The sequence below is a fragment of the Streptomyces sp. NPDC111656 genome, from assembly GCF_055656965.1.
On sequence record NZ_JBVKCA010000002.1, the window covers coordinates 780,614 to 806,974 of the forward strand.

General features: G+C 69.8%; 22 protein-coding genes. 11 read left to right on the forward strand and 11 right to left on the reverse strand.

What is annotated here, in order from left to right; all coding sequences use genetic code 11:
* Positions 1-226 precede the first annotated feature (226 nt).
* The 5 genes from mycP to ACZ7M3_RS09155 all read right to left on the reverse strand — a co-directional run bounded on the left by mycP (position 227) and on the right by ACZ7M3_RS09155 (position 5,135).
* Positions 227-1,579 carry a type VII secretion-associated serine protease mycosin gene (mycP, locus tag ACZ7M3_RS09135; protein ID WP_472061882.1) on the reverse strand — a complete coding sequence of 451 codons (1,353 nt, stop codon included), beginning with the start codon at positions 1,577-1,579 and terminating at the stop codon, positions 227-229.
* Between the two features lie 43 nt (positions 1,580-1,622).
* Complete coding sequence (locus ACZ7M3_RS09140; protein ID WP_472061884.1) at positions 1,623-3,254, reverse strand: translation initiation factor IF-2; 1,632 nt, start codon at positions 3,252-3,254, stop codon at positions 1,623-1,625.
* Between the two features lie 22 nt (positions 3,255-3,276).
* Entirely contained in the window at positions 3,277-3,807 is a 531-nt protein-coding gene (locus ACZ7M3_RS09145; protein ID WP_472061886.1) for a hypothetical protein, read from the reverse strand.
* Positions 3,808-4,050: 243 nt separating this feature from the next.
* A complete protein-coding gene (locus tag ACZ7M3_RS09150; RefSeq protein WP_472061887.1) occupies positions 4,051-4,260 on the reverse strand; it encodes a DUF397 domain-containing protein in 210 nt (69 codons plus the stop codon).
* Positions 4,257-5,135: a helix-turn-helix domain-containing protein gene (locus ACZ7M3_RS09155; protein WP_472061889.1), complete on the reverse strand. Its 879-nt coding sequence runs from the start codon at positions 5,133-5,135 to the stop codon at positions 4,257-4,259. The genes ACZ7M3_RS09150 and ACZ7M3_RS09155 overlap by 4 nt, the downstream gene beginning before the upstream one ends.
* A 155-nt stretch (positions 5,136-5,290) precedes the next feature.
* Here ACZ7M3_RS09155 and ACZ7M3_RS09160 point away from each other — a divergent pair, with 155 nt between their 5' ends.
* The 5 genes from ACZ7M3_RS09160 to ACZ7M3_RS09180 all read left to right on the forward strand — a co-directional run bounded on the left by ACZ7M3_RS09160 (position 5,291) and on the right by ACZ7M3_RS09180 (position 9,863).
* The gene (locus ACZ7M3_RS09160) at positions 5,291-5,824 is read left to right on the forward strand and encodes an ATP-binding protein (protein WP_472061891.1); all 534 of its coding nucleotides are present in this window, start codon (positions 5,291-5,293) and stop codon (positions 5,822-5,824) included.
* Between the two features lie 172 nt (positions 5,825-5,996).
* Positions 5,997-6,878 carry a helix-turn-helix domain-containing protein gene (locus ACZ7M3_RS09165; RefSeq protein WP_472061893.1) on the forward strand — a complete coding sequence of 294 codons (882 nt, stop codon included), beginning with the start codon at positions 5,997-5,999 and terminating at the stop codon, positions 6,876-6,878.
* Between the two features lie 14 nt (positions 6,879-6,892).
* Positions 6,893-7,765, forward strand: a complete 873-nt coding sequence (locus ACZ7M3_RS09170; RefSeq protein ID WP_472061895.1) for a hypothetical protein — start codon at positions 6,893-6,895, stop codon at positions 7,763-7,765.
* A gap of 188 nt (positions 7,766-7,953) precedes the next feature.
* On the forward strand, positions 7,954-8,520 hold the full coding sequence (locus ACZ7M3_RS09175; protein ID WP_472061897.1) for a Uma2 family endonuclease: 567 nt from the start codon (positions 7,954-7,956) through the stop codon (positions 8,518-8,520).
* Between the two features lie 98 nt (positions 8,521-8,618).
* Positions 8,619-9,863 carry a cytochrome P450 gene (locus ACZ7M3_RS09180; protein ID WP_472061899.1) on the forward strand — a complete coding sequence of 415 codons (1,245 nt, stop codon included), beginning with the start codon at positions 8,619-8,621 and terminating at the stop codon, positions 9,861-9,863.
* Here the strand turns inward: ACZ7M3_RS09180 and ACZ7M3_RS09185 are convergent.
* From ACZ7M3_RS09185 to rpsL, 6 genes are all read right to left on the reverse strand, one after another.
* On the reverse strand, positions 9,853-12,909 hold the full coding sequence (locus tag ACZ7M3_RS09185; protein ID WP_472061902.1) for a glycosyl hydrolase 115 family protein: 3,057 nt from the start codon (positions 12,907-12,909) through the stop codon (positions 9,853-9,855). The two genes, ACZ7M3_RS09180 and ACZ7M3_RS09185, sit on opposite strands and share 11 nt — an antisense overlap.
* 236 nt (positions 12,910-13,145) lie before the next feature.
* Complete coding sequence (locus ACZ7M3_RS09190; RefSeq protein ID WP_472061904.1) at positions 13,146-13,625, reverse strand: DUF6193 family natural product biosynthesis protein; 480 nt, start codon at positions 13,623-13,625, stop codon at positions 13,146-13,148.
* A 109-nt stretch (positions 13,626-13,734) separates the two neighbouring features.
* Entirely contained in the window at positions 13,735-14,928 is a 1,194-nt protein-coding gene (tuf, locus tag ACZ7M3_RS09195; protein WP_067367134.1) for an elongation factor Tu, read from the reverse strand.
* Between the two features lie 167 nt (positions 14,929-15,095).
* The gene (fusA, locus tag ACZ7M3_RS09200) at positions 15,096-17,225 is read right to left on the reverse strand and encodes an elongation factor G (RefSeq protein ID WP_472061906.1); all 2,130 of its coding nucleotides are present in this window, start codon (positions 17,223-17,225) and stop codon (positions 15,096-15,098) included.
* A 39-nt stretch (positions 17,226-17,264) separates the two neighbouring features.
* Positions 17,265-17,735: a 30S ribosomal protein S7 gene (rpsG, locus tag ACZ7M3_RS09205; protein ID WP_003992340.1), complete on the reverse strand. Its 471-nt coding sequence runs from the start codon at positions 17,733-17,735 to the stop codon at positions 17,265-17,267.
* Positions 17,736-17,737: 2 nt separating this feature from the next.
* The gene (rpsL, locus tag ACZ7M3_RS09210; RefSeq protein WP_003948652.1) at positions 17,738-18,109 is read right to left on the reverse strand and encodes a 30S ribosomal protein S12; all 372 of its coding nucleotides are present in this window, start codon (positions 18,107-18,109) and stop codon (positions 17,738-17,740) included.
* 611 nt (positions 18,110-18,720) lie between these two features.
* Here rpsL and ACZ7M3_RS09215 point away from each other — a divergent pair.
* The 6 genes from ACZ7M3_RS09215 (at position 18,721) to ACZ7M3_RS09240 (ending at position 26,270) form a co-directional block, all read left to right on the forward strand.
* On the forward strand, positions 18,721-19,377 hold the full coding sequence (locus ACZ7M3_RS09215) for a Crp/Fnr family transcriptional regulator (RefSeq protein ID WP_355302942.1): 657 nt from the start codon (positions 18,721-18,723) through the stop codon (positions 19,375-19,377).
* 557 nt (positions 19,378-19,934) lie between these two features.
* The gene (locus ACZ7M3_RS09220; RefSeq protein WP_472061908.1) at positions 19,935-20,780 is read left to right on the forward strand and encodes a hypothetical protein; all 846 of its coding nucleotides are present in this window, start codon (positions 19,935-19,937) and stop codon (positions 20,778-20,780) included.
* Positions 20,777-22,933, forward strand: coding sequence for a hypothetical protein (locus ACZ7M3_RS09225; protein WP_472061910.1), 2,157 nt, complete (start codon positions 20,777-20,779; stop codon positions 22,931-22,933). Before ACZ7M3_RS09220 ends, ACZ7M3_RS09225 begins: the two co-directional genes overlap by 4 nt.
* A 24-nt stretch (positions 22,934-22,957) precedes the next feature.
* Positions 22,958-24,301, forward strand: coding sequence for a PE-PGRS family protein (locus ACZ7M3_RS09230; RefSeq protein WP_472061912.1), 1,344 nt, complete (start codon positions 22,958-22,960; stop codon positions 24,299-24,301).
* Positions 24,298-24,801, forward strand: a complete 504-nt coding sequence (locus ACZ7M3_RS09235; RefSeq protein ID WP_452970119.1) for a Pycsar system effector family protein — start codon at positions 24,298-24,300, stop codon at positions 24,799-24,801. The genes ACZ7M3_RS09230 and ACZ7M3_RS09235 overlap by 4 nt, the downstream gene beginning before the upstream one ends.
* 26 nt (positions 24,802-24,827) lie before the next feature.
* Positions 24,828-26,270, forward strand: coding sequence for a M48 family metalloprotease (locus tag ACZ7M3_RS09240; RefSeq protein ID WP_472061914.1), 1,443 nt, complete (start codon positions 24,828-24,830; stop codon positions 26,268-26,270).
* Positions 26,271-26,361 lie beyond the last annotated feature (91 nt).

Sequence of the window (26,361 nt, forward strand, 5' to 3'; positions counted from 1 at the left end):
GTACGTGGTTCAGCTGCATCTGGGCAGAATGCCGACCTGCCGCCGCAGAATTGAGCTGTTCCCATTCGTCCCACGCCATGCGTGGCCCCTCACCCGTGTCTCGCCGTACGCCGCCTCGCCCATGTGAATGTGCGACCGCGACGCTTTGATGATCGAGAAGTGCGGTAGCGCCGCCTCATTACATGCCCCATCCCTATCGGCCATCACGGCGCTTGAGTATCCGTACTCAGACGGCGCCAGGGCCTCGGCTGGAAGAGGCATTGCCGTCCGGAGCGCTGGGAGGCGAATACGGCGGAGGCGCGAACCCCGGTGGCGTATACGAGAGTTGCCCTGGTGTGGTCGCTGCTGCCGAGCTCAGGCTCTCGGTGACCCGGCGTTTGCGGATGACCAGGAAAGCCCCGACCGCCGCGCCGATGAGTGCAACGGCGCCGATGCCCAGCGTGATCCAGAGGGTGTTGCTGCCGTGGTCCTTCGAGGAGGCTTCGGCTGCCGCGTCCTTTGCCGGAGCAGCGGGGTCCTTGCCGGCAGCAGTTCCAGGCGACGGTGACGCCGAGGTCCCGCCAGGGAAGTCCGCGAGCGGGTAGACGTCGGCCGGGCCCGGGTCGCCCGGGGTCTGCAAGGCGATGCGGGGGCGGACGATGCCGTAGCCGATGGAGTCGTTGCGCTTCGAGCCGTCTGTGGGCCCGCCGGCGGTGTTGAGCATGACCCGTAGGACCTGGTTGTTGGTCCACTTCGGGTGTTTGGACCAGATCAAGGCGGCGCTGGCTGAAGCCAGGGCGGTGGCGTCGCTGGTGCCGTGGGAGCGACAGAGGTCGATGCCGTTCAGACACGTGTGGTAGATCTCGTCGCCGGGGGCAGCGATGTCCACCTGGGGGCCGTACTGGGATTCGCTGGTCTTGCGGAGGTTGCGGCCGACAGCACCGACGGCCACCACACCCGGAGTTGCCGCTGGGTACTCCAGGCCCGAAGTGCCGTCGTTTCCCGTACCGGCGAAGATCAACGCCCCCTTGTCCAAGGCGTACCTCACAGCAGCAGTGAGTTGGTTCGATCCTTCGAACGTCCGCATCGAAATGTTGATGACCCGTGCACCGGAATCGACGGCGTAGCGAATTCCGGCGCTAACCGTGTCCTTGAACTCCTTGCTGTACAGGTTGGAGTCCAATCCACGGTCTGGTACTCGGATGGGGAGCACCTTTGCGTCAGGCGCGAGGCCGAAAGTTCCCGTGCCCCCATTTGCCTTGCCGGTGCCGGCAATCGCAAGGGCCATCGCAGTTCCGTGGCCGTCGTAGTCCGTGTGTTCATCCCCAGGCGACAGCGGTGCCTCGTCCTTGCCAGGGAGTACCTGCCCCTTCAAGTCAGCGAGGTCGTTCTTCACTCCTGTGTCGATGACGGCGACAGTCACCCCTTTGCCCGTGCTGGTCTGCCACATCTGCTCGGCCTTCATGGCCGTGAGGTGCCACTCCCTCTCACGGATGGACTCCGCATGGGCGGGAGTGGCCGCGATGCCGACCAACAGCAGGCCCACGGCTCCGGAGACAACACTCCCGTAGCGGGCATTCCTCATCGTGGTGGCAGGCATCTGCTTCCTCTTGGTGTGTGCAGGGTCAGTCGATAGCTGGTGACTAGGTGGTCGAGCGGCCGTTCTGCTGCTTGGCGTCCTGCTCCTCGCTTCGCTCGGCGGCCCTTCTGCCCTGCTTGTTGTTCTGTCGCGAATTCGATGGCCGAGCGCCGTTCGGCGGCGCACCCGTACGTCCAGCTGCGCCCGATGTGGGCGTTCCGTCACCAGGGTCCTGGCCCCGTACCAAGCCCGAGCCGCCAGGGGTGAACAGCCGGGTTCCCGGGCGTCTCTGCGGCTGCGGACGGCCGCCGACGACTCCCCGGTCCGCGCCTGCACCCATGGACCGGCGGTCGGCCGGTGTCGCGCTGTGCCCGACGCCCGCGCGCCCTGTACTGGCGGGGGCCCTCTGAGTAGTCGAACCACGCCGACCAGCCGAGCTGTGCGTTTCACCGCCGACGACATTGCCCCGCGGCAATCCGCTGGCGGGCCGACCAGCGGGTGATGGCGTGGGGCGGCCCCCGACGATGCCAGAGCTGCCACCGGGCGCACGCCCGGGACTTGCGCCCGTGGTTTCTCGGCCCGGAGTCGCTGCGGGGCGACCGCCGACCACTGGCCGCGCCGTGCCTGTCGGGCCCGCCGGCGCGGTCGTACCACCGATACCCGGCACGCCTCTGGAGACCGGGCCTGCCGGTCCGCGCCCGGGTTGGGCCGATGGGCGGCCGCCGATCGCCGTGCGGCCCAGCCTCGGGGGATTCGCGGATGGGCTTGGTACGCCGCTTGCCATCGGCGGGATCGGCCCCGTGGGCAGTGCCCCGCCGCCGTCAGCCCTGCCTCCGTTCGACGGCCCGACTGGGCTCGTCGAAGGTGCCGATGGCGTTTGCGGAAGCACCTCCGTCCCGTCGACCTTCATACGCACACGGTCCGAGAGATCGGGCAACGACTGCTGGAGTGTGCCACGCGAGTGGGATTCGACGTTGGCTGCTCCGCCGCCCCCAGTTGCCTGGGTCATGACTCGATGTGATCCGCTGGTCGGATTATCTTCCGCCGCTCCTCCGGCCGAGGATGTGCGAGCGCCGCCATCTCCGCCGGACACGACCGCATCGCCAGAAACTTTGCCTGGTGTCGGCTGAATCGCCTCCGGCGGCGGCGGAAACTTAGGCCTCTCCAGCCCGTCCAACTGCGTAGCCGACAACTGGTACGCCTGTCCCAGCTTTGTCATCTGGGCGGCTGCCTCCTGGCGGACCTTCTCCTTGTTCGCCGCCAGTGCCGCGAGCTCGGTCGTGGACTTGCTGCTCACCGCTGCCGCGTCAGGGTCGTTGTGGGCCGCTGTCGCCGCGTCCAGGTTCGCCTGGGCGCCGGCCTTGTCGCGGGGGATCGACGCCTGAGCCGTGGCGATCGCGTCGGAGGCGTGTCCCAGCCAGGTCGCCGAGTCGTCGCTGAAGTCGCCCAGACGCAAGGTCGAGTTGGCGAGGTCGCCCGTCCAGGCTCGGAACGCGTCCGCTCCCTCGCCCTTCCGTTCCACCCACTGGGGGCGGATCTTGAGCTCTTCGGCGATCTTGCGAATCTCCTTGGCCGCCGCGGTCAGCCGGGTGGCGGCGGCCTGCACCGTGCCGGCGTTCGCCTGGTCGAGCCACGCCAGCATCTGCTCGTGGCTCATGTCCTCGAAGGACGTGCTGCCGGTCCCCTTGCCGGACATCAGAACTCCTCCATCGGATCCATCAGATGCTGCCACCCGAGTCGCCGCCCACCGCCGCCTGGTCCGGCTTCGCGTCGCTGCCGCCGTCGTGGCTTTTCTTCGGGAGGCCGGGGTCGTATTCCCCGCCGTAGTGCTTCGCGGTCTCCACGCTGATCGCCTTCATGCGGTCGCGCACGTCCAGATCGATGTTCTGGTAGCCCTTGTGCGAGGCCAGCACCGCGATGTTCATGCCCTCCATGGAGTCGGACAGCAGCTTCGACAGGCTCTCCAGCTCCGTGATCACCGTCTCGTACGAGGTGAAAAGGCCGGACGCCTCTGCCCACGCCCCGCTCCCACCGCCGAACTGGTGCCGCGCGAGCTGCTCCTGCCCCACCTCGCCCGGTCCCGCCGCCGAACCCTTGAGGTCGCGGATCAGGTCATCCACACGCTTCTGGAACTTCGTGAACGACGACAACTCGGTGACCACATCACCGATCGCGTTCTGCGCCGCGTCGAAGACACCCGCCGCCCACGACGACGGTCCAGGCGCCGCCCCACTATCGCTCGGCAACACAATCTCTCCCCCGTACAGCCAAAACAGCCGAAGCTTCACCTGCAACTCTAGCTATCGGCTGTGACAGTCCACAGGCAGCCTCTGGCAGAGAGTGACCGGAATCGGGCCATTCTGAGTAGCGGCTCGGCCAGTCGCCGAGGCTGGTGAGCAAGAGCATGGCTCCACTCAACCCCGCTGCAGGAGAAGGCACATGAGTGCCCGTACTCATATGAAAGAGCGGGAGTATCCAGGAGCCCCAGTGGGTCAGCCTTCGGAGGCGTACGGCACGAAGGCCGCCCACGCGTCCGGTGTGAGCGCGAGCCGGGGGCCGTCGATGTTCTTGGAGTCGCGGACGCGGACAGTACCGGGGACGGTGGCGATCTCGACGCAGCTGTCTCCCTCAGTACCGTCGCTGTAGCTGCTCTTGAACCACTTGAGCTCAGAGGCGTCCCCGACGGTGGCCTTGCGGATCATGTTTCTCCCAGCACTTGCTCGACGAAAGCGAGTGACTCCCCCGGCGTGAGAGCCTGGGCCCGGATGATGCCATACCGCATTTCAAGGATCCGGAGCTGCTTCGGGTCCGAGGTCGGGCGACCGCCGAACGCACCGTCGGAGCGCCCCACCGCCGTGCCGTCCGCGAACTTCAGTACCTCGATCTTGCCGTCCACACCAGGGTGAGCATCAGTCTCCGTCGGCATCACCTGAAACGTCACGTTGCGCAACTGCGCTACCTCCAGCAGGTGTTCAAGCTGTCGGCGTCGCACCATTGTCCCTCCGATGCGACGACACAGCGCCGCCTCTTCCTGAACAAAACTGAGCACGGGAGCGGGCGACCGCTCGAAGACGGACTTCCGCTCCATACGGGCGGCCGCCAAACGCTCCACCTCCTCCTCCGAGTACGGCGGTTGCCGTGCCTCGAACAAGGCCCGCGCATGCTCCGGCGTCTGCAATAAGCCGTGGATGCTGAGCCCGACGTAGACCCCGATCTCGACCGCCTGGGCCTCCAACTTGGCCAGATCCCGCACCTTCTTCGGATACCGAACCCTGGCCACGTCCTCCTTCATCGCCGAGATCAGTCCACCGGCCTGCAGCACCTCGTCCGCCTTGTCCAGGTACTCAAGCCGAGGAATCCGCTTCCCACCCTCGATCTTGTAGACCAAGTCCTCCCCGTACCCCACCGCCATCCCGAACTCGGCGGCCCGCATCCCCTTCGCCTCCCGCCGCAGCTTCAGCTGCCGCCCCACGGTCGCGACCACCGCCACACCCCAGTCGTCGTCCGGGTCCACCTCCCAGCACGGCTCGTCCGCCTCGCCCTTGAGCCGTCCCGCTTCACCGTCCACCTGCTGCATCGCGCGCCCCTCCGTCGTACCGCAGTGCCGCAACACCCCGTACCCGTACGCCCCCTGCCGACAGCCCCGACACCACTGGACAACATGCCGACAGTCACCGTACGTACCGGCGTCGTCACTTTTCACGGTAAGCGTGCACGGCCACGCTGAGTGACGTGAACCAGGAAAAGTCCACCCAACTCCACTCCCTCACCCGTCACTTCAGCGTCCTCCTGTCCCCCACCCCACGCGGCGCCCGCCTCGCCCGCCTCCTCGCCACCGAGTGGCTGCGCACCTGGGACCTGCCGCACGGCGTCACAGAGGCTGCGGAACACGTCGTCGCCGAACTCGCTACGAACGCTGCCACCCACGGCAGGCTTCCTGGCAGGGACTTCCGCCTTGCCCTCCACGCCACCGCCGACGTACTCCGCATCGAAGTGACGGACACCCGCGGTGAGGACCTCCCGTGCTGCCAGCCCCCGTCCACTGACGCTGTATCGGGGCGCGGTCTTCTCCTCGTCGAGGCGCTCGCCGACCGCTGGGGTGTCGAAGTCGGCCCCGTCCCGCGCAAGACCGTCTGGGCCGAACTCGACCTCCTCCCACCGGAGCACAGCGGGCCGTACTCCGGTGCGGCCGACGCTCTTCCCCAAGAAACACGGGGAGAAAGAACCCCCACCAAGCCCCACCCCTCCCGCCCGCCGAAACGGTGACCACCGCGCAAACTCACTCCCGCGAGTGAATATGCCCAACTCGGGTGGATTCGGGCCCGGTTGCCTGCCTTACGCTCAGCGCGGCACAACACAACCGCAGACATGCGACGGCCCCCGCCGGGACTGGCATCCCGAAGCGAGGGCCTGACCACCGAGGAAGAACGGCTTCCCGATGGACACCGAAAACCCTAGCGTGCCCACGCGCGCCCAGTCCCGTATCGCGGGCAAAAACCACCCCCACCAACACCCGCGGCAGCCACACGCCCGTCCCGGCGGCGTCATCCACGACAACACCCGCCACACCACCCGCTTCACGGTGATCGGCAACCACCTCGCCCAGCACCCAGAGCTTTCAGGACTCGCGATCGGGCTGGCCGTCTACATCCAGTCACTCCCCACCGGCGCCCGCGTCGACATCAAGACCCTCGCCGCCCGCTTCCCCGAAGGCCCGACCCGTATCGCCGCCGCCCTGCGCGAACTCGAAACCCACGGCTACCTCCGCCGCACCCGTGAACGCACCCCCGGCGGCCGCATCGTCACCCGCACGATCTCCTGCAACCAGCCCGGACACCACGGGACGGCGGCCGACACCCCCAGGACTCCCACCCGACGGCCCGCCCCGGACAAGCGCCCTCCCCGCAAGCTTCTTCCCGCCGTACCCCGACCCGCCTACTCCTCCCCCACCCTCCTCCAGACCTCCACTGACCTCCTCGCCGGCCTCCGCCGCCACGACCCCCGCCTCCTCCTCTCCACCACCGACGCCGAGCACCTCGCCCCCGGCGTCGCCGCCTGGCTGGAACGAGACCTCACCCCCACCGCCGTACAACACGCACTGACCACGGACCTCCCACCCGACGACCTGCGCCGCCCAGCCGCCCTCCTGGCCCACCGGCTCACAGCCCAGCTCCCACCCCTGCCTCCGTACCGCCCGTCCGAGCCACCCGCGGCAATGGCTGTCAGGCACCCTCTCCGAAACTGCGACGGCTGCGACCGCGCCTTCAGGTCCCCGGAGCCGGGCAAATGCGGCGACTGCCGGACACTCACGCACCACTGAGACCAAGGAACCGCATGGCCAGCTCACCCCACGAAGCGATGCATCGCATCTTCCAGCACGACGCCCAGCTCTTCAGCCGCGTCACGAAGGTCCTCGGATTCGACCTACCCGCCCCCGACAGCGTCACGATCCTGCCCACCGACCTCACCGAAACCGGCCCCGTCGAACGACGGGTGGACACCCTCCTGCGCCTCGACAGCGCGGAACACGGCGACTTCCTCCTCGCCATCGAGGCCCAGGGCAAGAAGGACACTGCCAAATCGGCGAGCTGGGCGTACTACACCGCGTTCCTGTGGACCAAGTACCAACTGCCGACGGCCCTCATGGTCGTGTGCCAGGACCACGCCACCGCCGAGTGGGCCCAGCGACCTGTGGCCAGCGGGCCACCCCAGCTGCCCACACTCACTCTCAGGCCTCTCGTGGCGGGCCCGCACAACATGCCACTGATCACCGACCCGGCCGAGGCACACGCGGACCTCGTGCTGGCCGCCCTCTCCGCCATCACGCACGCGGGCGATCCGGACATCGGTGCCATACTGAAAGCCCTGTCCACCGCTCTGCGGGATGAGCACGAAGACATCGCCGACCCCATCATCGAATTCACCGCACAGGGTCTGGGCAACCGCCCGGCCAAGGAGCTCTGGAGGAACCTGGTGGCCGTGGACCTCTCTTTCTACAAGTCGTACATCGCGGAGGAGATCCGGGACGAAGGCCGCGTCAGCGCCTATGCCAAGGCCATACTGACCGTCCTGGAACAGCGCGGCATCAATGTGCCTGCCGACACGCGCCAGCGGATCACGGATTGCGACGCCCCCGAGACCCTCCACACGTGGCTCGCCCGCGCCGCCACCGCCTCGTCCGCTGCTGCGATCTTCGAAGACGAGTAACCGCCGTCCGCGAAAGATCCCCACCTGGACCGCTCCTCGCACACGGCGCGGAGCGGCGCCCCGTCACTCCTGCCGGACGGCGGGAAGCCCTGCGCGAGTCGAGCGCCGTCCTGGACTAAAGCAATGCAGGCGGTCCAGGCGTGAGCTGGAAGCGGGCGCACGCCTTCGATGCGGAGGAGCCGCCCACCATGAACGCCCGTCTGTACCAGGCCATGCGGGACTTCGTTCAGTCCATGGACGACACCCTTCCCGGCAAGTTCGAGATCACCAGGGAAGGGATCGTCCACGACCTGACAGCACCCAACGGCCCCCATGAACTGACCAGAGCCTGCCTGCGGAGACGCCTGGAGAGGGTCATGCCGGAGAACCTCGTGGCCCACACCGGTACCCCGGACGTGGAAAGCGAGCCCGAGGGCGTCATGCGCCACCCCGACATCATGCTGATCGCCGAGGCGGACATGGAGGGAGACGGCTCCTTCGACCCTCGTACGATCATCGCCGCCATCGAGATCGTTTCCCGCTCGAACCCGGACAACGACTGGGTGAGCAAGGTGCGGGACTATCCGTTGCTGGGCATTCCGTTGTACGTGATCTTCGACCCGCGCGTGGGAGAGGGTGCCGTCCTCTGCGACATCCACCCCACCCCCAGCGGCCCCCGCTACGCCACCCGCAAGGACTTCATGTACGGCGAAGACGTCACCATCGCCGAGTGGACGATCTCGACCTCGGACCTGCCGCGGTATCCGAACCAGTAAGCCGGACCGCGGCGACGAAGGCACGACGAAGGCTTTCCGCTGCTCCGCCCGGAGCACTCCCGCGCGACACCTCACCCCCGCCCGATGATGCTGAACGCATGGCAGAAGAGACCAGCACACTCGCCGGGCGGCCCGAGCGGCCCCTTCCCCCTGTTCGGGACTGGCCCGCCGGTGAGCTGAACGCCACCGAGTTCGAGCCGGTGCTCGCGGAGCTGATGCGAGAGGGGCCGCTGACGCGGATCCGGCTTCCGTACGGGGAGGGCTGGGCGTGGCTGGCGACGCGCTACGACGACGTGAAGATGATCACGAACGATCCCCGGTTCAGCCGGCGGGAGGCCTCCGTCCGGCAGGTCACGCGACTGGCGCCGCACTTCGCGCCGCGCCCCGGAGCCCTGGCCTGGGCCGATCAGCCCGACCACAACCGGCTCCGGAACGCCGTCTCGGCCGCCTACACCGTGAGCGCCGTGAAGCGCCTGCGCCCCCGTGCCCAGGAGATGCTCGACGCCCTGGTGGACAGGACGGTGGCGGACGGCCCCCCGGCGGACCTGGTCGAGCGGGTCCTCGAACCCTTCCCGATCAACGTCGTCTGCGAGGTCATGGGCGTACCCGTCGACGAGCGGCAGAAGTTGCACGACTGGACGCGGGAGATCATCAGCACGGCGGGCGGCGCCGAGGCCTCCGAGCAGGCCAAGAAGGGGCTCTTCGGGTGGATCGGGGAGGCCGTCCGCGAGCGCCGCGACAGCGAGAGCAACGGTGACAGCGAGGACGTGCTGTCCCTGCTCGGTGGTGCCGTGCGGCGGGGCGAGCTCGGCCTGGAGGAGGCGATCAGTGTCGCCGGGCCGCTCCAGATCGGCGGCGAGGCCGTCACCAACAACAGCGGCCAGATGTTCTACCTCCTCCTCACCCGGCCCGACCTGCTGGCACGCTTCCGCGACGACCCCGCCTCCCGCCCGGCGGGCATCGAGGAACTCCTGCGCCACATCCCGCACCGCGCCGCCGTCGGTCTGCCCCGCATCGCCACGCAGGACGTCGACATCCACGGCACCCTCGTCAGCGCGGGCGACGCCGTCTACGTCTCCTACCTGGCCGCCAACCGCGACCCGGACGTCTTCCCCGACCCCGACCGGATCGACTTCGACCGGGACGCGGGCACCCATGTGTCGTTCGGCAACGGGCCGCACTTCTGCACGGGCGCCGTCTTCTCCCGTATGCAGATCGAGCTGCTGATCGACACCCTGCTCGAACGCCTGCCCGGGCTGCGCCTCGCCGTGCCCGCCGATCAGGTCCCCTTCCGGCAGCGCACGATGATCCGCGGCCCGGTGGCACTGCCGGTCACCTGGTGACACCCCGGTCCACGCGACGGCTCTCCGGCGGGCCCAGGTACGTCGGCCCGAGCCCGCCCGTGTCGATCACCAACCGTTGCAGCACCACCGTCGGGTCGACCATCCAGAACTTCAGGCGGTGCACCCCGGGAGCGGCAACCTCATGCCTCGTCGACGTCACGTTCACGTTGTCCGAGGTGTTGCGGGCCCACTGGCTGTTCATCAGGCCGTCGTCGGCTCCCGTGGCCGCGTGGATGTCGACCGTCCGCGGCGGCGCGTCGTCGAAGGAGAGCGCGTAGCGCAGGCCTCCCGTCGGGAGGGCCGGGTTGCGCGGGGACAGGTACGCCCACACGGTCACCGTGCCGGCGCTCAACAGGCTCACCTCGTACTCCAGGCGGGGGGAGGCCGTGCCGCCCGGCGTCCGGCGCGGGGCCGTCACGGGGTACGGCGTCATGCCCGCCCCGGTGCGGCCGATCCGGTCGATCCGCCGCCAGGTGCCCACCGCCCGTACGCAGTGCTCCGCGTCCATCGCCACATACCCGCCCGCCTCGACGAATCCCCGCAGCCCGCGGGCGGCCGGGTGCTCAGCGATCACCGGCACGACCACCGAGGCTCCCGCGCCGCTCACCGTGATCCGGGCCTGCGTACGGCCGTGCGGCGCCCGCGACCAGTCCGCCTTCACCACCACCCGCGCCTGGTCCCGGACTCTCCCGCGCGGACGGTCCACGGTGATCCACGGCTCCGACGCCTCGATCCGGTAGTCGAAGGCGTCCCGGCCCCGGTTGAACACCTCGATGTACGGTGCCGGGCCCGTCCGGTACGGGCTCAGCGCCACCTCCGCGCCCGGAGAACCGTCGACCGCCACCCCCAGCTCGGCGCCCGACTGCAGTTCGATGCGGCGCACCGCGGGGAACAGGACGTCGGGCAGTGCCACGTTGTTCAGCTCCGGCTGCTGCCAGCTCGCGTTCGGGCCGTAGCGGGCCACATCGCCGTAGTCGATGTGCGGCTGCGTCTGGAAGCCCGCCCATTTGCCGCCCGCGACGCCGTGGTTGAAGCGTTCGGCGAGCGCGAAGTCCCGCTCCAGGCCCGCCTCCGCCGCCGCGGCCAGGTCGTTCGTCGCCGCCCGGCCCTGGGCGGCGTAGCGCAGGTTCGTGAACTCGGCCTCCCGCAGCTCGTACAGGTTGGCCGTCGCCTCGACCTCGTAGCCGACCAGCTCGAACCACGCGTCCCGCGCCGAGTCCGGCAGCCGTCGCGCGATGTGCCCGGCCCGTGCCGCGAGCGTCCGCCACTCCTGCGTGACCTGCTCGAGTTCGCGGCCGTAGAAGGGGGTTGCCCGGTCGTCGTACACCACCGCGCCCGATGCCGGGTCGAGGGTGATCCGGCGGTTGAGGAGTTCCGGCTTGCGGCGCGACTGGAGTTGTCCGTACGTCGCCAGTACGTCCGCGATCGCCGTCGCCTGCTCCGCGCCGAAGTTCTGCCGCGCGTACCGCCTCTCCCACTCGCCGAGCGCGGCGGGCTCGTCCCAACGGCCGGGATTCCAGGCGTAGTCGAGGAAGAACTCGGTCGGCAGCTCGTTGCCCTTGAGGTCGCCGGCGTTCGTCACCCACAGCCCGTGGTTGCCGTACGCGTGCGCCTGGTGGAGCTGGTCCCAGAGGTTGGGCAGGTTGGCCGTGTCGACCCACTTGTAGTTGCGGCCCGCGCCCACGTAGTCGAAGTGGTAGTAGAGGCCGTAGCCACCGGACCGCGCGGGCTCGGCCGGGTCGGGGTGCTTGCGGATGTTGCCCCAGTTGTCGTCCGTCAGGACGGTGACGTCGTCCGGGGCCCGCAGCCCGCGGTCCCAGTACCGCTGGACCTCCTTGTAGAGCGTCCACACCTGGGGGACCGAGGCCGGGTCGCGGCCCGTCACCTCGGCGATGATCGTCCGCTGCGCGTCGATGATCTCCCGCATCAACTCGACGCCGTCACCGTCCGGCAGGCTGGTGTCGCCGTTCCCGCGCATCCCGAGGGTCACGACGCCCTCGAAGTCCTGGTCGGCCATCCGGCGGATGCCGTCGCGCCAGTACGCCTTGAGCGCGTCGGCGTTGCGGCGGAACGACCACTCCCCCGTACCGCCGTACGGGTCATGGCCGGGCGTGACGACGGTTCCGGCGCTGTCGCGCACGGCGGGTACCGCGTGCCGGTTCCACTCCTCGATGCCCCGCATCATAGGCGCCTCGTGAGACGTGCCCATGACAATCCCATACTCCTTGGCGCGGGCATGGTTGCGCGGATCGTCCTCGGCGAAGGCACGGCCCCACACCGCCGGCCACAGGTAGTTCGCCTTCAGGCGCAGCAGTACCTCGAAGACCTTCGCGTAGAAGTCGGCGTTGAAGCCGCCGTCGTACCCGGGCGCCCTACCGGGCCCGAAGCAGGCGGGGGCCCAGGTGCCGAGGGCCGGGTTCTCGTCGTTGATGAAGATCCCGCGGTACTTCACCGCGGGGGTGCCCTGTGTGTGCCGTCCCGGCAGCACATGGAGCGCGTCGCGGTGGACCGGGTGTACGTCGTCCCACCAGTACCAGGGCGAGACGCCGATGCCGTACGAGACGTCGTACGCGCCGAAGATCGTGCCACGGGGGTCGCTGCCCGCGATGACGAAGGCCCGGTCGACGCCGGGCATCGGCCGCTCCACCACGGTCTGCAGGGAGGTCTCCCACCGTCCCCGCACCCCCGTGACATCCAGCTTCCCGGTGGCGATGAGGCCGTCGATCAGCGGGCTGCGCCCGATCGTGCCGACGAGCACGACCTCCCGGGCCATCCCGTCACCGGGGCGCCCGTCCGTCACCCGTTCGAGGTCGTCACGGAGGTCACCCGCCACCCGTACGACTCCGGGGTGGTCCTCCGGGGAGACCACGACCGGCGCGCCCACCAGCGAGAACGCTCCGCCGGTGAAGGAGATGTACGCGCCGGGGTCGGTGGGCCGCGGCCGCCCACCGTCCGCCCACGCCACTCCCGACAGCCCCGGCCACGCCGCGAGCCCGGCACCGAGCCCGGCACCGAGAACGGTTCTGCGACTGACGTCTCCAGACATGCCTCACCCCTCGCCCCGACGGCGTACGAATTTGCTCAGCGGCATGACAAATAGTGGAGGGAGGGTCACGCGGGGGGAATGGGTCGTCGGCGTCGAATACTTTCGGAGGCCCCCGTCATCACGCTTACGGAGGCCGTCATCGCCTTACAGAGGGGCGAGATTGCTTACGGAGGCCGCCATTGGCCCAGGGACGCCGTCATTTCGCTTACAGAGACGTCATCGGCTGACGGAGACCGTCATCGGCAAAGATCGTCGGCGGTGCCGGCCACGGCCGGGCCGAGTCCCGCCGGAAGGTGGGCCACGACCAGGGCGACGGCCGCTTCCGCCGTGTCGGTCTCGCCGAGGATGGTCCCGACGCGTGGCACGAAGACCTGGAAGCGCCCGTCGTGCCGAGGCAGGACGCTCGGCACCCGCAGCACGTACGGGTACTGGGTACAGCTGCTCAGATGCAGGGCGAAGTGGCTGTTGTACGGATACAGCTGCCGCAGTGTCCGTTCCGCGCCGGCCACCTCGATGAGGCGCACGATGCCCGGGTAGCCCGCCCCCGGCCGGAGCACCTCCTGCCGCTCACGACGCCACCGCCACACCAGCGCCAACCGCCGCCACCGCGCCTCCACGGCATCGGCGGGGTCACGCCGATCCGCCCCCGCGTCCGAAAGATCTGGCTTCGCCGGCAGCGGCCGACGTCCCACCGCGCCCAGGTCATGAGAATCCACGTACGCAGTGTGCGCGACGGGCATGGCAAAGGGGCCCGTACGACCGAAGTCGTACGGGCCCCTTCAAGGAGCTCGCGAGGAGCTACCAGGCTGTCAAGCCAACAAGGACTTACTTGTTGATCTTGATGACCTGGCCGGCGCCCACGGTCCGGCCACCCTCACGGATGGCGAACTTCAGGCCCTCCTCCATGGCGACGGGCTGGATGAGCGAAACGGTCATCTCAGTGTTGTCGCCCGGCATGACCATCTCGGTGCCCTCGGGGAGGGTCACCACGCCGGTCACGTCCGTCGTACGGAAGTAGAACTGCGGACGGTAGTTGTTGAAGAACGGCGTGTGGCGGCCACCCTCGTCCTTGGACAGGATGTAGGCCTGGGCCTCGAACTCGGTGTGCGGCGTGACCGAACCGGGCTTGATGATGACCTGGCCGCGCTCGACGTCCTCGCGCTTGATGCCACGGAGGAGCAGACCGACGTTCTCACCGGCCTGGCCCTCGTCGAGCAGCTTGCGGAACATCTCGATGCCGGTGACCGTGGTGGTGGTCTTCTCCTGCTTGATGCCCACGATGTCGACGGTCTCGTTGACCTTGAGGACACCACGCTCGATACGACCGGTGACGACGGTGCCACGACCGGTGATCGTGAAGACGTCCTCGATCGGCATCAGGAACGGCTTGTCGACGTCACGCTCGGGCTGCGGGATGTTCTCGTCGACGGCCTTCATCAGGTCGAGGACGGTCTGGCCCCACTCCTTGTCGCCCTCGAGGGCCTTGAGCGCCGAGACCTTGACGACCGGAAGGTCGTCGCCCGGGAACTCGTACTCGGAGAGCAGCTCGCGGACCTCGAGCTCGACGAGCTCCAGGATCTCCTCGTCGTCCACCATGTCGGCCTTGTTCAGGGCGACGACGATGTAGGGAACGCCGACCTGGCGGGCCAGGAGCACGTGCTCCTTGGTCTGCGGCATCGGGCCGTCGGTGGCGGCGACCACGAGGATGGCGCCGTCCATCTGCGCCGCACCCGTGATCATGTTCTTGATGTAGTCCGCGTGACCGGGGCAGTCGACGTGGGCGTAGTGACGCGTCTCGGTCTGGTACTCGACGTGCGCGATGGAGATGGTGATACCGCGCTGGCGCTCCTCGGGAGCCTTGTCGATCTGGTCGAAGGCCGAGGCCTCGTTCAGGTCCGGGAACGCGTCATGCAGCACCTTGGTAATGGCGGCCGTGAGGGTCGTCTTACCGTGGTCGATGTGACCGATGGTGCCGATGTTGACGTGCGGCTTAGTCCGCTCGAACTTCGCCTTCGCCACTGGGTCCTCCTGTGGAGTGGTTCTGGTACGCCTTACTCATCGGCGCCAGGTGATCTTTGCTGGGATGCCGCCCGCCGGGGTTCCCCCCGGGGGACGATCTCTCGTCCCCTTGCCGGTTCGAAGCCCCGGCGGTCGGTGTCAAGCCTAAAGCGTGCAAACGGGGTGCGTTACTCGCCCTTGGCCTTCGCGATGATCTCCTCGGCGACGTTCCGGGGAACCTCGGCGTAGGAGTCGAACTGCATCGAGTAGCTTGCGCGACCCGAGGTCTTGCTGCGGAGGTCGCCGACGTAGCCGAACATCTCCGAGAGGGGCACGAGACCCTTCACGACGCGGGCGCCGCTGCGCTCCTCCATGGCCTGGATCTGGCCACGGCGGGAGTTGAGGTCGCCGATGACATCGCCCATCGACTCCTCGGGTGTGGTGACCTCGACGGCCATCATCGGTTCGAGCAGCACGGGGCTGGCCTTGCGCGCGGCCTCCTTGAAGGCCTGCGAACCGGCGATCTTGAACGCGAGCTCGGAGGAGTCGACCTCGTGGTAGCCACCGTCGAGAAGAATGACGCGGACGCCCGTCATCTCGTAGCCGGCCAGGATGCCGAACTGCATGGCCTCCTGCGCACCGGCGTCCACCGACGGGATGTACTCCCGCGGGATACGGCCACCGGTGACCTTGTTCACGAACTCGTACGCCGGACCATCGGTCTCGGTGATGGGCTCGATCGCGATCTGCACCTTGGCGAACTGACCGGTACCACCGGTCTGCTTCTTGTGGGTGTAGTCGTGACGCTCGACGGTCTTGCGGATCGTCTCACGGTAGGCGACCTGCGGCTTGCCGACGTTGGCCTCGACCTTGAACTCGCGCTTCATACGGTCGACGAGCACCTCAAGGTGCAACTCGCCCATACCGCCGAGGATGGTCTGGCCCGTCTCCTCGTCCGAGTGAACGTGGAAGGAGGGGTCCTCCTCCGCGAGACGCTGGATGGCAATACCCAGCTTCTCCTGGTCACCCTTGGACTTGGGCTCGATGGCGACCTGAATGACCGGCGCCGGGAAGTCCATGGACTCCAGGATCACCGGGTTCTTGTCATCACAGAGCGTCTCACCGGTCGTGGTCTGCTTCAGACCCATCACGGCGACGATGTCGCCCGCGCCCACCGCCTCGATCTCCTCACGCTTGTTCGCGTGCATACGGTAGATCTTGCCGATGCGCTCCTTCTTGCCCTTGACGGAGTTCAGCACCGCGGTGCCAGTCTCCAGGCGGCCCGAGTAGACCCGGACGAAGGTGAGCTTGCCCAGGTGCGGGTCGCTCATGATCTTGAACGCGAGCGCGGACAGCGGCTCGTCCACGGACGGCTTGCGCTTGACCACGACCTCGGGGTCCTTCACGTCGTGGCCCTCGATGGCCTCGACGTCAAGCGGGGTCGGGAGGTAGCGCACGACCGCGTCGAGCAGGGGCTGAACGCCCTTGTTCTTGAACGCGGTGCCACAGAACACCGGGGTGACCGTGACGTCGCTGGACTTGCCGGACGCGATGGTGACGCGACGGATCGCGGCGTACAGCTGCTCCTCGGTGGGCTCCTGGCCCTCCAGGAACAGCTCCATGATCTCGTCGTCGTGCTCCGCGACCGTCTCGACCAGCTGGCCGCGGTACAGCTCGGCGGCCTCGACGTGCGTGGCCGGGATGTCGACGACGTCGTACATCTCGCCCTTCGCCGCCTCGGCGGACCACACGAGCGCCTTCATGCGGACCAGGTCCACAACGCCCTTGAAGTCCATCTCGGCACCGATCGGCAGCTGCATGATGATCGGAACGGCGCCGAGGCGGTCCTTGATCATGTCCACGCAGCGGTGGAACTCGGCGCCGGTACGGTCCAGCTTGTTCACGAAGCAGATGCGCGGCACGCCGTAACGGTCGGCCTGACGCCACACCGTCTCGGACTGCGGCTCGACACCGGCGACACCGTCGAACACCGTGACGGCACCGTCGAGGACGCGGAGCGAACGCTCCACCTCGACCGTGAAGTCGACGTGCCCCGGGGTGTCGATGATGTTGATCGTGTAGTCGTCGTCCTCGAGCGGCCAGTGACAGGTGGTGGCAGCAGAGGTGATCGTGATGCCACGCTCCTGCTCCTGCTCCATCCAGTCCATGGTGGCGGCGCCGTCGTGGACCTCACCGATCTTGTAGCTGACGCCGGTGTAGAAGAGGATCCGCTCAGTGGTGGTCGTCTTGCCCGCGTCGATGTGGGCCATGATCCCGATATTGCGGACCTTGGCCAGGTCAAGTGAAGTGGTAGCCATAAGGCTTCGGTCTTCTCTCGGTCTCGATGGGGTCTGCGACTACCAGCGGTAGTGCGCGAAGGCCTTGTTGGACTCGGCCATCTTGTGGGTGTCCTCGCGCTTCTTCACAGCGGCACCAAGGCCGTTGGAGGCGTCGAGAAGCTCGTTGAGCAGACGCTCGGTCATGGTCTTCTCGCGACGGGCGCGGGAGTAACCGACGAGCCAGCGCAGCGCGAGCGTGTTGGCACGACCGGGCTTGACCTCGATCGGAACCTGGTACGTCGCACCACCGACACGGCGGGACTTGACCTCGAGGGTCGGCTTGATGTTCTCCAGCGCGCGCTTCAGCGTGATGATCGGGTCGTTGCCCGTCTTCTCACGCAGACCCTCCATGGCGCCGTAGACGATGCGCTCGGCGGTGGAGCGCTTGCCGTTCAGCAGCACCTTGTTGATGAGGGAGGTCACCAGAGGGGAACCGTAGACCGGGTCGATGATGACCGGGCGCTTCGGGGCGGGGCCCTTACGAGGCATTTCTACTTCTCCTTCTTGGCGCCGTAGCGGCTGCGGGCCTGCTTGCGGTTCTTGACACCCTGGGTGTCAAGCGAACCACGGATGATCTTGTAGCGAACACCCGGCAGGTCCTTCACACGGCCGCCGCGCACGAGCACGATGGAGTGCTCCTGCAGGTTGTGTCCCTCACCCGGAATGTAAGCGGTGACCTCGATCCCGCTGGTCAGACGCACACGCGCGACCTTACGCAGGGCCGAGTTCGGCTTCTTCGGGGTGGTCGTGAACACACGCGTGCAGACGCCGCGACGCTGGGGCGAACCCTCGAGTGCGGGCGTCTTGTTCTTCTCGACCTTGTCCTGCCGGCCCTTCCGGACCAGCTGCTGGATCGTAGGCACTACTTCTCCGGTTTCTGTGTGCCGAATGGTGAAGCTAACCTGGAACATCTCCGACCCACGCGGTCGGGTGTGTCGAATGCTGCAGACTCCCGCCGCGAGGCGAAAAGGGCGCAGATTACGGTGGCCGGTTACGGCTCGCCTTGCGGTTTGAAGGCACGCACGCGAGCCAGGGCACACCCCAGGCACAAGGTCTGAGCGTACCTACCTCAAGGACTTCGGTCAAAACAAATGCTGTCCAGGGCGACACGCCGGACTTCTTGCCACGTCAGCGCGGTGCTCCCGCAGGTCGGACGCGAGTCCGGGACGGGGCGGTCGTGAGGCGGTCGTGGGGCCGTTGCGGTGCCGTTGCGGGGTGATCGTTGGGCCGGCCTTAGCGCATTCCCGGGGCGCTCGTCCCCAAAAGTTTCCGATCCCCGACGGTACCGCGCAATCTCTGTCCACCGCCGTGTGCCCTTCAGTACCTTGATCGGTCGGCTGCGGCGATCGGGGGGACCATGACGGCAGCACACGCACCGGACTCATCCGGGTCATCCGAGCCATCCGGGTCATCGGACTTACCGGGTTCGTGGGATTCGTCGGGCTTACCCGGCGACGGGGGGCTCGACGACCGGGTGCCGTTCCTGGCCCGGTTGGAGAGCGAGGACCGCTCGGCGCTGCTCGATCTCGGGCACGAGCTCTCGTTCACGCCCCGGATGGTGCTTCTGCACCAGAGCGAGCCGTCCTCGCACGTCCTGTTCGTGACGCACGGCTGGACGAAGGTGACCGCGGCCGCCTCCAACGGCTACGAGGCGCTGCTCGCGCTGCGCGGCCCCGGCGACATCATCGGGGAGTCCGCGGCGCTCACCGGGCGCCCGCGGTCGGCCACCGTGACGGCCCTGGAGCCGGTCCGTACGGTCGCGGTCGAGCGCGGCCGGTTCACCGAGTTCCTCGCCCGCTTCCCCGCCGTCTCCTTCGCCCTCCTCGGCCTCACCTCCGATCGCACCCGGGCGGCCGATCGGCGCCGCCTGGAATTCGCCTCCCTCAGCGTGCGGGAGCGCTTCGCGATCCTGCTGCTGGACCTCGCGCGCACCCACGGGCGGCGCACCGATCAGGGCATCGAACTCTCCGTCCCCCTGAGCAAACAGGAACTCGCCGGGTCGGTGGGGGCCTCCCGCGAGATGGTCCAACGCCTGCTGAAGGACCTGCGGGAACGGGGGGTCGTGATGACGGGACGCCGGGCGCTGGTGATCGTGCGGCCGGATGTGCTGCGGCGAATCGCGCGGGGGTGACGTGCGTCTTGTGGATCACTTCGGCTGCGGGCCGGTGGGGGCTGGTCGCACAGTTCCCCGCGCCCCTGGGGGGCCGGGGCTGCGCCCCGGGTCCCCCGGCCGCCCGCAGTTCTCCGGCCGCCGGCCGGTGGGGGTCGGTCGCGCAGTTCCCCGCGCCCCTAAGAGCCTCGGGGGTCCGGCGTTCGAGGGCGGAGGCCTTGGGCCGGTTCCCACCCCGCCCCACCCCGCACCTCCAGCCCACCCGCCGGTCGAGCACGAGGTCGAGGGTCGCCCCCGCCCACCCCGGCCCGCGTTTTCAGCCCGTCCGGCGTTTGAGGACGAGGTCGTTCAGGCCGAAGCGGGGTCCGGGGGCGGAGCCCCTGGTGGGGTGCGGGGCGGAGCCCTGCCGGGGTCGAAGGGGCGGAGCCCCTGGGGATGGGACGGGTAGGGGCGGCGGGGGCGAGGGACCGGGCGTTCTGTGTACGCCGTCACACTCCGACTGCGTCATCCGCCCTCACGCCACCACAACCCCGCCCGCCACTCTGCTGCCACTGCCGCACCACCTGCGAAAGGCGACCATGACCGACCCCGTGAGCCGGACGATCCTGTTGCTCGACATCGAGAAGTACAGCGACCGGGACGACATCGAGCAGGCGTACCTGCGGCGCATGCTGTACGACGTCGCCGACCGCACCCTGGAGCGCGCCGGCATCGACGAACGCCTGCGCCTGCGCGCCGACCGCGGCGACTCCGTGATGGAGCTGATCGACGCCAACGCCTCCGTCACCGCACTGCTGCGCGCCCTGCTCACCGAGGTCCCCACCCAGCTGCACGCGGTCAACCGGATGGCGTCCAGCTCGGCACAGATCCGGCTGCGCGGCGTCGTCGCCACGGGCTACGTCGCCGTGGACGAGCACGACGGCTGGGTCGGCTCCGACCTCAACCACGCCTGCCGCCTCCTCGACGCCCAGCTGCTGCGCGCGGCCCTGCGGGAGCGGAGAGACGACTTCGCCCTGTGCGTCTCGGAGAGCGTGCACACGGGGATCGTGCGGCACGGTCACGCGGGCATCCCCGCGGAGGACTTCCACGCGGTGACCGTGGACAGCAAGAACGGCCCGCTGCGCGCCTGGCTGCACGGCCCGGTGCCGGGGGCCGACGACGACCACAGTGAGAAGGGGGGAACCTCGGTGCCGGGCGCCAGCTCGGGGGAGCGTCCGGCACCGAGGCGGGACCAGCCCGGGGCCCAGGCGCCCGAGGCCCGCGCGGCCCGGCCCTCCGCCCCTCCCGCGGGCGCCGTCTTCCACTTCGACGGAGGCGCCCCCACCTTCGGCGGCAGCCTCGTCGGCGGCGACCAGCACGGCGTGTCGGGCGGGCAGGTCACCGGAGACGTCCACCTCGGCGGGTCCGGGAGTGAGTCGGCGTGACGGTGCCTCCCCCCACGTCGCCGGCCCCCGACGACGTACCCCCGAAGGACGTACACCCGGCCCCCGAACCGGACACCCGGCGCCAGGACGCAGAGGCGGAAGGAGAGGGGGAACAGGAGCGGACGCAGGAGGCACGCGCGGCTCAGCGCGAGCTCTTCGCGCACACCCCGGGGTTCATCCTCGGCTCGGCCGCGTCCTTCGGCGGGAGTCTGGTCGGCGGCGCCCAGCACGGCGTGTCCGGCGGCGAGGTCGCCGGTGACGTGTTCATGGGCGGCAAGACGGAGATCCACCACCACGGCTCGGCGGCTTCGGCGACGTACGCCTCCGGAGAGATCCCACGGCGCCACCTCGAAGACCTGGACGCCGTCTTCGTCGAGAGCCCCGCCTTCGCCACCGCCCTGGACCGGCTCCGCGAAGAACGCGTCCTCGTCCTCGCCGGCGCCCACGCCACCGGCCGCCACGCCGCCGCGCTGATGCTCCTGCACCGTCTGGGCGTGCCCGCCGTGCACGCCCTCTCGCCGGAGACGAGCCCGGCGACCCTGAGCGCCCCGCTCACCGCACCCGGCGGGCACGTCCTGCGCGATCTGCCCCTGAGCCGCAACCGGCCGCTGCGCGACACCCATCTCCACGCGGCCCGCGACCAGCTCAAGAAGGTCGACGGGTATCTGGTGGTGACGGTCGAGAACTCGCCCTTCCTGCTGGGTGCCACCGCCTCCGTCTGGCAGCCGCCGGAGGCGTCGGCCGTCGTCCGCGCGTATGTGAGCAGGCACCGCGCGCAGGACACCGACGGCCTCCTCGCCCTCGCCCCGGTGCGGGACTTCCTCACCCGGGGGCACCATCAGCCCGCCGAGGCGGCCGAGTTCGCGAAGGAGGTGGCGGGTTACGACGGCGGCGAGGCGGCCGCGGCCCGGCTCGCGGAGTTCGGGCAGGCGGCCGTGGAGCAGCAATGCCGGGAGTGGCTGAGCGACCCCGAGTCCACGCTGCGCGACAAGGCCTTCCTCATCTCGCTCGCCGTCTTCGACCGAGCGCCGTACGTCCTCGCCGCCGAGCTCGCGGACAAGCTGTTCGTGCACTTCCAGCGCTTGCAGCACCCCGAGGAGCCGCCGGAGATCCCGGTGTTCGGGCTCGCCGCCGAGACCCGGCTCGCGCGGGCCCGCGCCGAGGGGGAAGTGCGGGACGAGGCGACCGAATGGGGCCCGGTACCGCAGTTCACCGCGTTCTTCCGGAAGGAGAACACCCCGCGCGCCCTGCTCACCGAGGTGTGGACGGGACATCCCTCGGCCCGGCCCGCGCTGATCGCCTGGCTGAGGGAGCTGGCCCGCGACGGGCGTCCCGTCGTGCGGACCCGGGCCGCCGCGGCCACCGCCATGCTCACGCTCGCCGACCTGCCCTCCGCGGTCGCGCTGCTGATCGACGGCTGGGCGGTGTCGAAGACGTTCGGCCCCCGCGTCACCGCCGCGAACACCCTCACGCTCGCCCAGCTCCTCGACGCGCCCATCGTCCTGCGCCTGCTCACCCAGTGGTGCACGGACTCCCACCCGGCCCGCCGCTGGACCGCGATCCGCGCCTTCGGACTGCTCGCGCCGCTGCGCCCGGACCTGGTGGCCCCGGCCCTGAGCGCCCTCGCGACCCTGGCCCGCGCCGACAACAGCAGCCCGGCCGAGGCGGCCAACCTGATCGAGTCCACGGCCCTGCTGCTCTCGGTGGGCCTCAGGCGCGGCGAGATGCTCTCCGAGCTGGTGCGGCTGCTCCACCACGACACCCCCGCGGTCCGCTCCCTGGCGCTCGGCGCCTTCGTACTGGCATGCGACAACGCCGAGGAGGGCGCGCTCGTCGAGTGGTACGCCGGCGACGGCATGTACCAGGCGGACTCGGCCCGTGACCTCGCCACCCTCTGGCGCACCGCCCTCGGCGACCGCGCCCACACCCGGGGCGCCCTGAACGCCCTGCACACCTGGGTGTACGTGGCCGAGCGCCGCCCTGACGCGGCCCAGGCCCTGGAGCTGCTGCTGCCCGCGCTGGTCGTCACCGCGGACGACCACAAACGCCTCAGCCACGAACTGCGCACCCTGCGCGGCCGGGACGGCGGCCCGCGCCCGCCCCTCGCCGACCGCCTGCTCGCCGCACTGCGTCCCCCCGTCCCGACAGCCTGACACAGAGTTACGAGGAGTTGACCCATGGCGGAATTCCGCCGCCCGCCGGAGTGGCAGCAACAGGCCGACCGGCACACCATGCTGATCGACCCGGTGCTCACCGTGCGGCCGATCTCCCGTTTCGACTACACGGCCCGGCGGCCGGTCTCCGCGATCGACCACGCACTGGTGTTCGCCACCGCGGGCGGCGGCTACGACGCGTACATGCCCCCGCACCGGCCGAGCCGCACGGACGCCGCGACCCGCCGCTACACCTCGGTCTACGAGGTCGACATGGGCAGCCACCCGGTCCAGCTGGAACTCGAACTGCCCAGCGACGACGACGCGTTCTCCTTCGGCGCCACCGCCGATCTGACCTGGCGCGTCTCGGACCCGATCGCATACGTGGCCGGCGGCGAACGCGATGTGCCCACGCGGCTCGCCCGTGAACTCCACCAGCTGGCGCGGCCGGTCAGCCGCCGGTTCTCCATCGAGGACAGCCGGGACGCCGAGGCCGAGGTCCAGTACGCGGTCGAGAGCGGCGTCTTCGCCGACGGCATCGGGCTCGCGGTCACGTGCGCGGTGCGGCTGCGCCTGGACGACGACGCGATCGCGCACAGACGGCGCAAACGGGCGCTGCGCTACGAGGCCGACATGCTCGACCCCGAGCACGAGTACCGGCTGCGCCAGGCCCAGCAGCTGCACGAGCTGGAGGTGCTGCGCCAGTACCAGTCGCAGGAGCTGATGGCCCAGAAGATCGCCTTCTACCAGCACCACCTGCAACACGGGGGTGTCGCCCAGTGGGCCTTCCACCTCGCCGCGCACCCCGAGGACACCCGGATGGTCATCAGCGCCCTCCAGAAGGACCAGCTCTCCGCCATCGAGAGCCAGCTGGAACTGATCGCCGGAGACACCCTGGAGGACTACCAGAAGGCCGAGTCGGCCCGCTCCACCCTGCGCGTCGTCAAGGAACTCAACAGCCGCCAGGAGCCCCCGCCACAGCCCCCGGTTCCCGGCCGACCGGCGCCGCCGCCCGGGGGCGTACCGCAGCAGCCGTACGACCCCTCGCAGCCGCAGCCGTACACCCCCTCGCCACCGTACGGGGCCGCCGCCCAGCCCTATGGCGGCGCTCCGGCCCCCGGCGGCCTACCGGGCGCCCCCTACACCCCGCCGGGGCCGCCCGTGTCCCACCAGCCGTACGTCCCGCCCGCGCCCGGAACCGTGCCGCCGGGGCCGTACCAGGCGCCCCCGGCCGCGTCCGCCGCCGGCAACCCGTACGACCAGGCCCCGCCGCCCCCGGCCGTCGCCCCCACGCCCGTCATTCCGCCCGCACCCTCCGCCTATCCCCCGCCCCCGGCCCCGGAGCCGTCCGGGACGGGACCGGAGTGACCACCACCGCTCCCGGCACCAGAACCGCCGAACGGCTGCTGGACGAGCTGCGGGGCGAGATCGCCCGGGCCGACAGCAAGGCATCCGTGCTCGTGGCGGCGCTCGGGATGACGGCGGGGGTGTTCAGCGGACTGCTGGCCGGGCGGAACTGGTCACCGAGTTCGCTCTCCGCACCCGGTACGGCCGTCTGGTGGAGCGGCGCCCTGGCCCTCGCCTTCGCCCTGTTCGCGCTGCTGCTCGCGGTGCTCCCCCGGTACCGCGCCAGTTCATGGGCCCCGGGCCGGCCCCTCTGTTTCTTCGGCGACATCCAACAAGCCGTACGTGAAGGTCAGTTGGCGACCGCTCTCGCCGACACCGACCGCGACCCCGCCGCCGGACTCACCGCGGCGCTCACCGAGACCAGCCGTATCGCCGCCCGCAAGCACCAGTGGATCCGCACCGGCCTGATCGCCTTCTGCGCGGGCACGGTGCTGCTTCCCGCCGGGCTGCTCATCGGCTGACGTCCCCATCCTGAAGGAGCCCCACCTTGTCCTACCCACCAGACCCGGCCGCCCCGGAGCCAGGCCCCGTCTACCCGGACCCCCCGTACCCGGGCACACCCGCGCCCCCGTACCCCGGAGCCGCCGCACCCTCACCCCCGTACCCCGGAGCCGCCGCACCCTCACCCCCGTACCCCGGAGCCGCCACACCCCCGCCCCCGTACCCCGGAGCCGCCACACCCCCGCCCCCGTACCCCGGAGCCGCCACACCCCCGCCCCCGTACCCCGGAGCCGCCACACCCCCGCCCCCGTACCCCGGGGCCTCCGTTCCGCCCGCGTACCCGGAGACCCCCGCGCCCCCGTCCTATCCGGGCGGCGCACCCCAGTACCCGGGGGTCGGGGCCGCACCTTCGTACCCCGCGGCGCCGCCCGCCTACCCGGGCGGCCCGCAGCCCACCGTCACCACACCGCCGTACATCCCGCAGCAGACGCCCCCCGCCGCCACACCCGCAACACCGCCGGAGGCCCCCGCACCCGACGACCTCGACTACCGTCACGCGGGCTCCCGCATCCACGTGGCCGCGCACCAGCGCGGTGCCGACGCCACCGCGATCGGGCAGCTGGCGGTCCAGGTGCCGGGCTTCCTGGTGAGCCTCGCCGTGGTCGCCGCGTTCGCCGTGGGAATCCTCGGCACTGCCATCGGCTGGCTGGTCATCCTCGCCTGGCTGGCCTCCGGGGCGCTCGTCTTCCACCGGCCCACCGAGCTGGCCTTCGCCCGGCACGTGATGAAGCTCAGGGCGCCGCTCGCCGAGGAGCGGGCCCGTCTGGAGCCGATCTGGCGCGAGGTCACCGCCCGAGCGGGCATCGAGGCGCACACGTACGAGCTGATGGTGGAGAACAGCACGGACCTGAACGCCGTGGCGGCCGCCGGCCACGTCGTCGGCGTCACGACGTACGCGCTGAACGAGATCCCCAGCAGCAACCTCGCCGCCGTACTCGCCCATGAACTCGGCCACCACACCGGCGGTCACGCCTGGACGGGCCTGCTCGGATACTGGTACTCGCTGCCCGGCCGGATCGCCTGGGCCTTCATGCGGGGCATCGCCAGGATCGCGATCCGGGTCGCGAGCGTCTTCTCGCTCGCCGCGACCGGGATGGTCTACCTCTTCATCGGGATGTTCGTGATCGGCGGATTCGTCGCCGCCTGGTACATCACCGTGCCGCTCGTCGTCGCCCCCTATCTGCTCGCCTACGTGGGTCGCCAGGGCGAGCTGCGTGCCGACCGGCAGGCGGCGGACCTCGGCTTCGCGCCCCAGCTGGCGCAGGTCCTGTACCACTTCCAGGCCCAGGAGGACGCCGTGCAGGCGCAGGCCGCTGCGCAGGGCAGACAGCTCAAGGAACCGGGCGGCCTGGCCAGGCTGCTGACCACCCACCCGGACAACCACACCCGGCTCCAGGCCCTGGAGCCCTACCTCCAGCTCGGCCGCTGACCACGGACGACGACCGGCACCGGACAACGCCGAAGGGCGGCCACCCCGTACGAAACGGAGTGGCCGCCCTTCAGTACTTCAGACGTACGCC

Excerpts from the sequence above, each read along its gene's own strand:
- mycP (WP_472061882.1), bottom strand. The coding sequence starts at position 1,579 with ATGCCTGCCACCACGATGAGGAATGCCCGCTACGGGAGTGTTGTCTCC.
- ACZ7M3_RS09140 (WP_472061884.1), bottom strand. The coding sequence starts at position 3,254 with ATGTCCGGCAAGGGGACCGGCAGCACGTCCTTCGAGGACATGAGCCAC.
- ACZ7M3_RS09150 (WP_472061887.1), bottom strand. The coding sequence starts at position 4,260 with ATGATCCGCAAGGCCACCGTCGGGGACGCCTCTGAGCTCAAGTGGTTC.
- ACZ7M3_RS09155 (WP_472061889.1), bottom strand. The coding sequence starts at position 5,135 with ATGCAGCAGGTGGACGGTGAAGCGGGACGGCTCAAGGGCGAGGCGGAC.
- ACZ7M3_RS09165 (WP_472061893.1), top strand. The coding sequence starts at position 5,997 with ATGGACACCGAAAACCCTAGCGTGCCCACGCGCGCCCAGTCCCGTATC.
- ACZ7M3_RS09170 (WP_472061895.1), top strand. The coding sequence starts at position 6,893 with ATGGCCAGCTCACCCCACGAAGCGATGCATCGCATCTTCCAGCACGAC.
- ACZ7M3_RS09175 (WP_472061897.1), top strand. The coding sequence starts at position 7,954 with ATGAACGCCCGTCTGTACCAGGCCATGCGGGACTTCGTTCAGTCCATG.
- ACZ7M3_RS09180 (WP_472061899.1), top strand. The coding sequence starts at position 8,619 with ATGGCAGAAGAGACCAGCACACTCGCCGGGCGGCCCGAGCGGCCCCTT.
- ACZ7M3_RS09185 (WP_472061902.1), bottom strand. The coding sequence starts at position 12,909 with ATGTCTGGAGACGTCAGTCGCAGAACCGTTCTCGGTGCCGGGCTCGGT.
- fusA (WP_472061906.1), bottom strand. The coding sequence starts at position 17,225 with ATGGCTACCACTTCACTTGACCTGGCCAAGGTCCGCAATATCGGGATC.
- rpsG (WP_003992340.1), bottom strand. The coding sequence starts at position 17,735 with ATGCCTCGTAAGGGCCCCGCCCCGAAGCGCCCGGTCATCATCGACCCG.
- ACZ7M3_RS09220 (WP_472061908.1), top strand. The coding sequence starts at position 19,935 with ATGACCGACCCCGTGAGCCGGACGATCCTGTTGCTCGACATCGAGAAG.
- ACZ7M3_RS09230 (WP_472061912.1), top strand. The coding sequence starts at position 22,958 with ATGGCGGAATTCCGCCGCCCGCCGGAGTGGCAGCAACAGGCCGACCGG.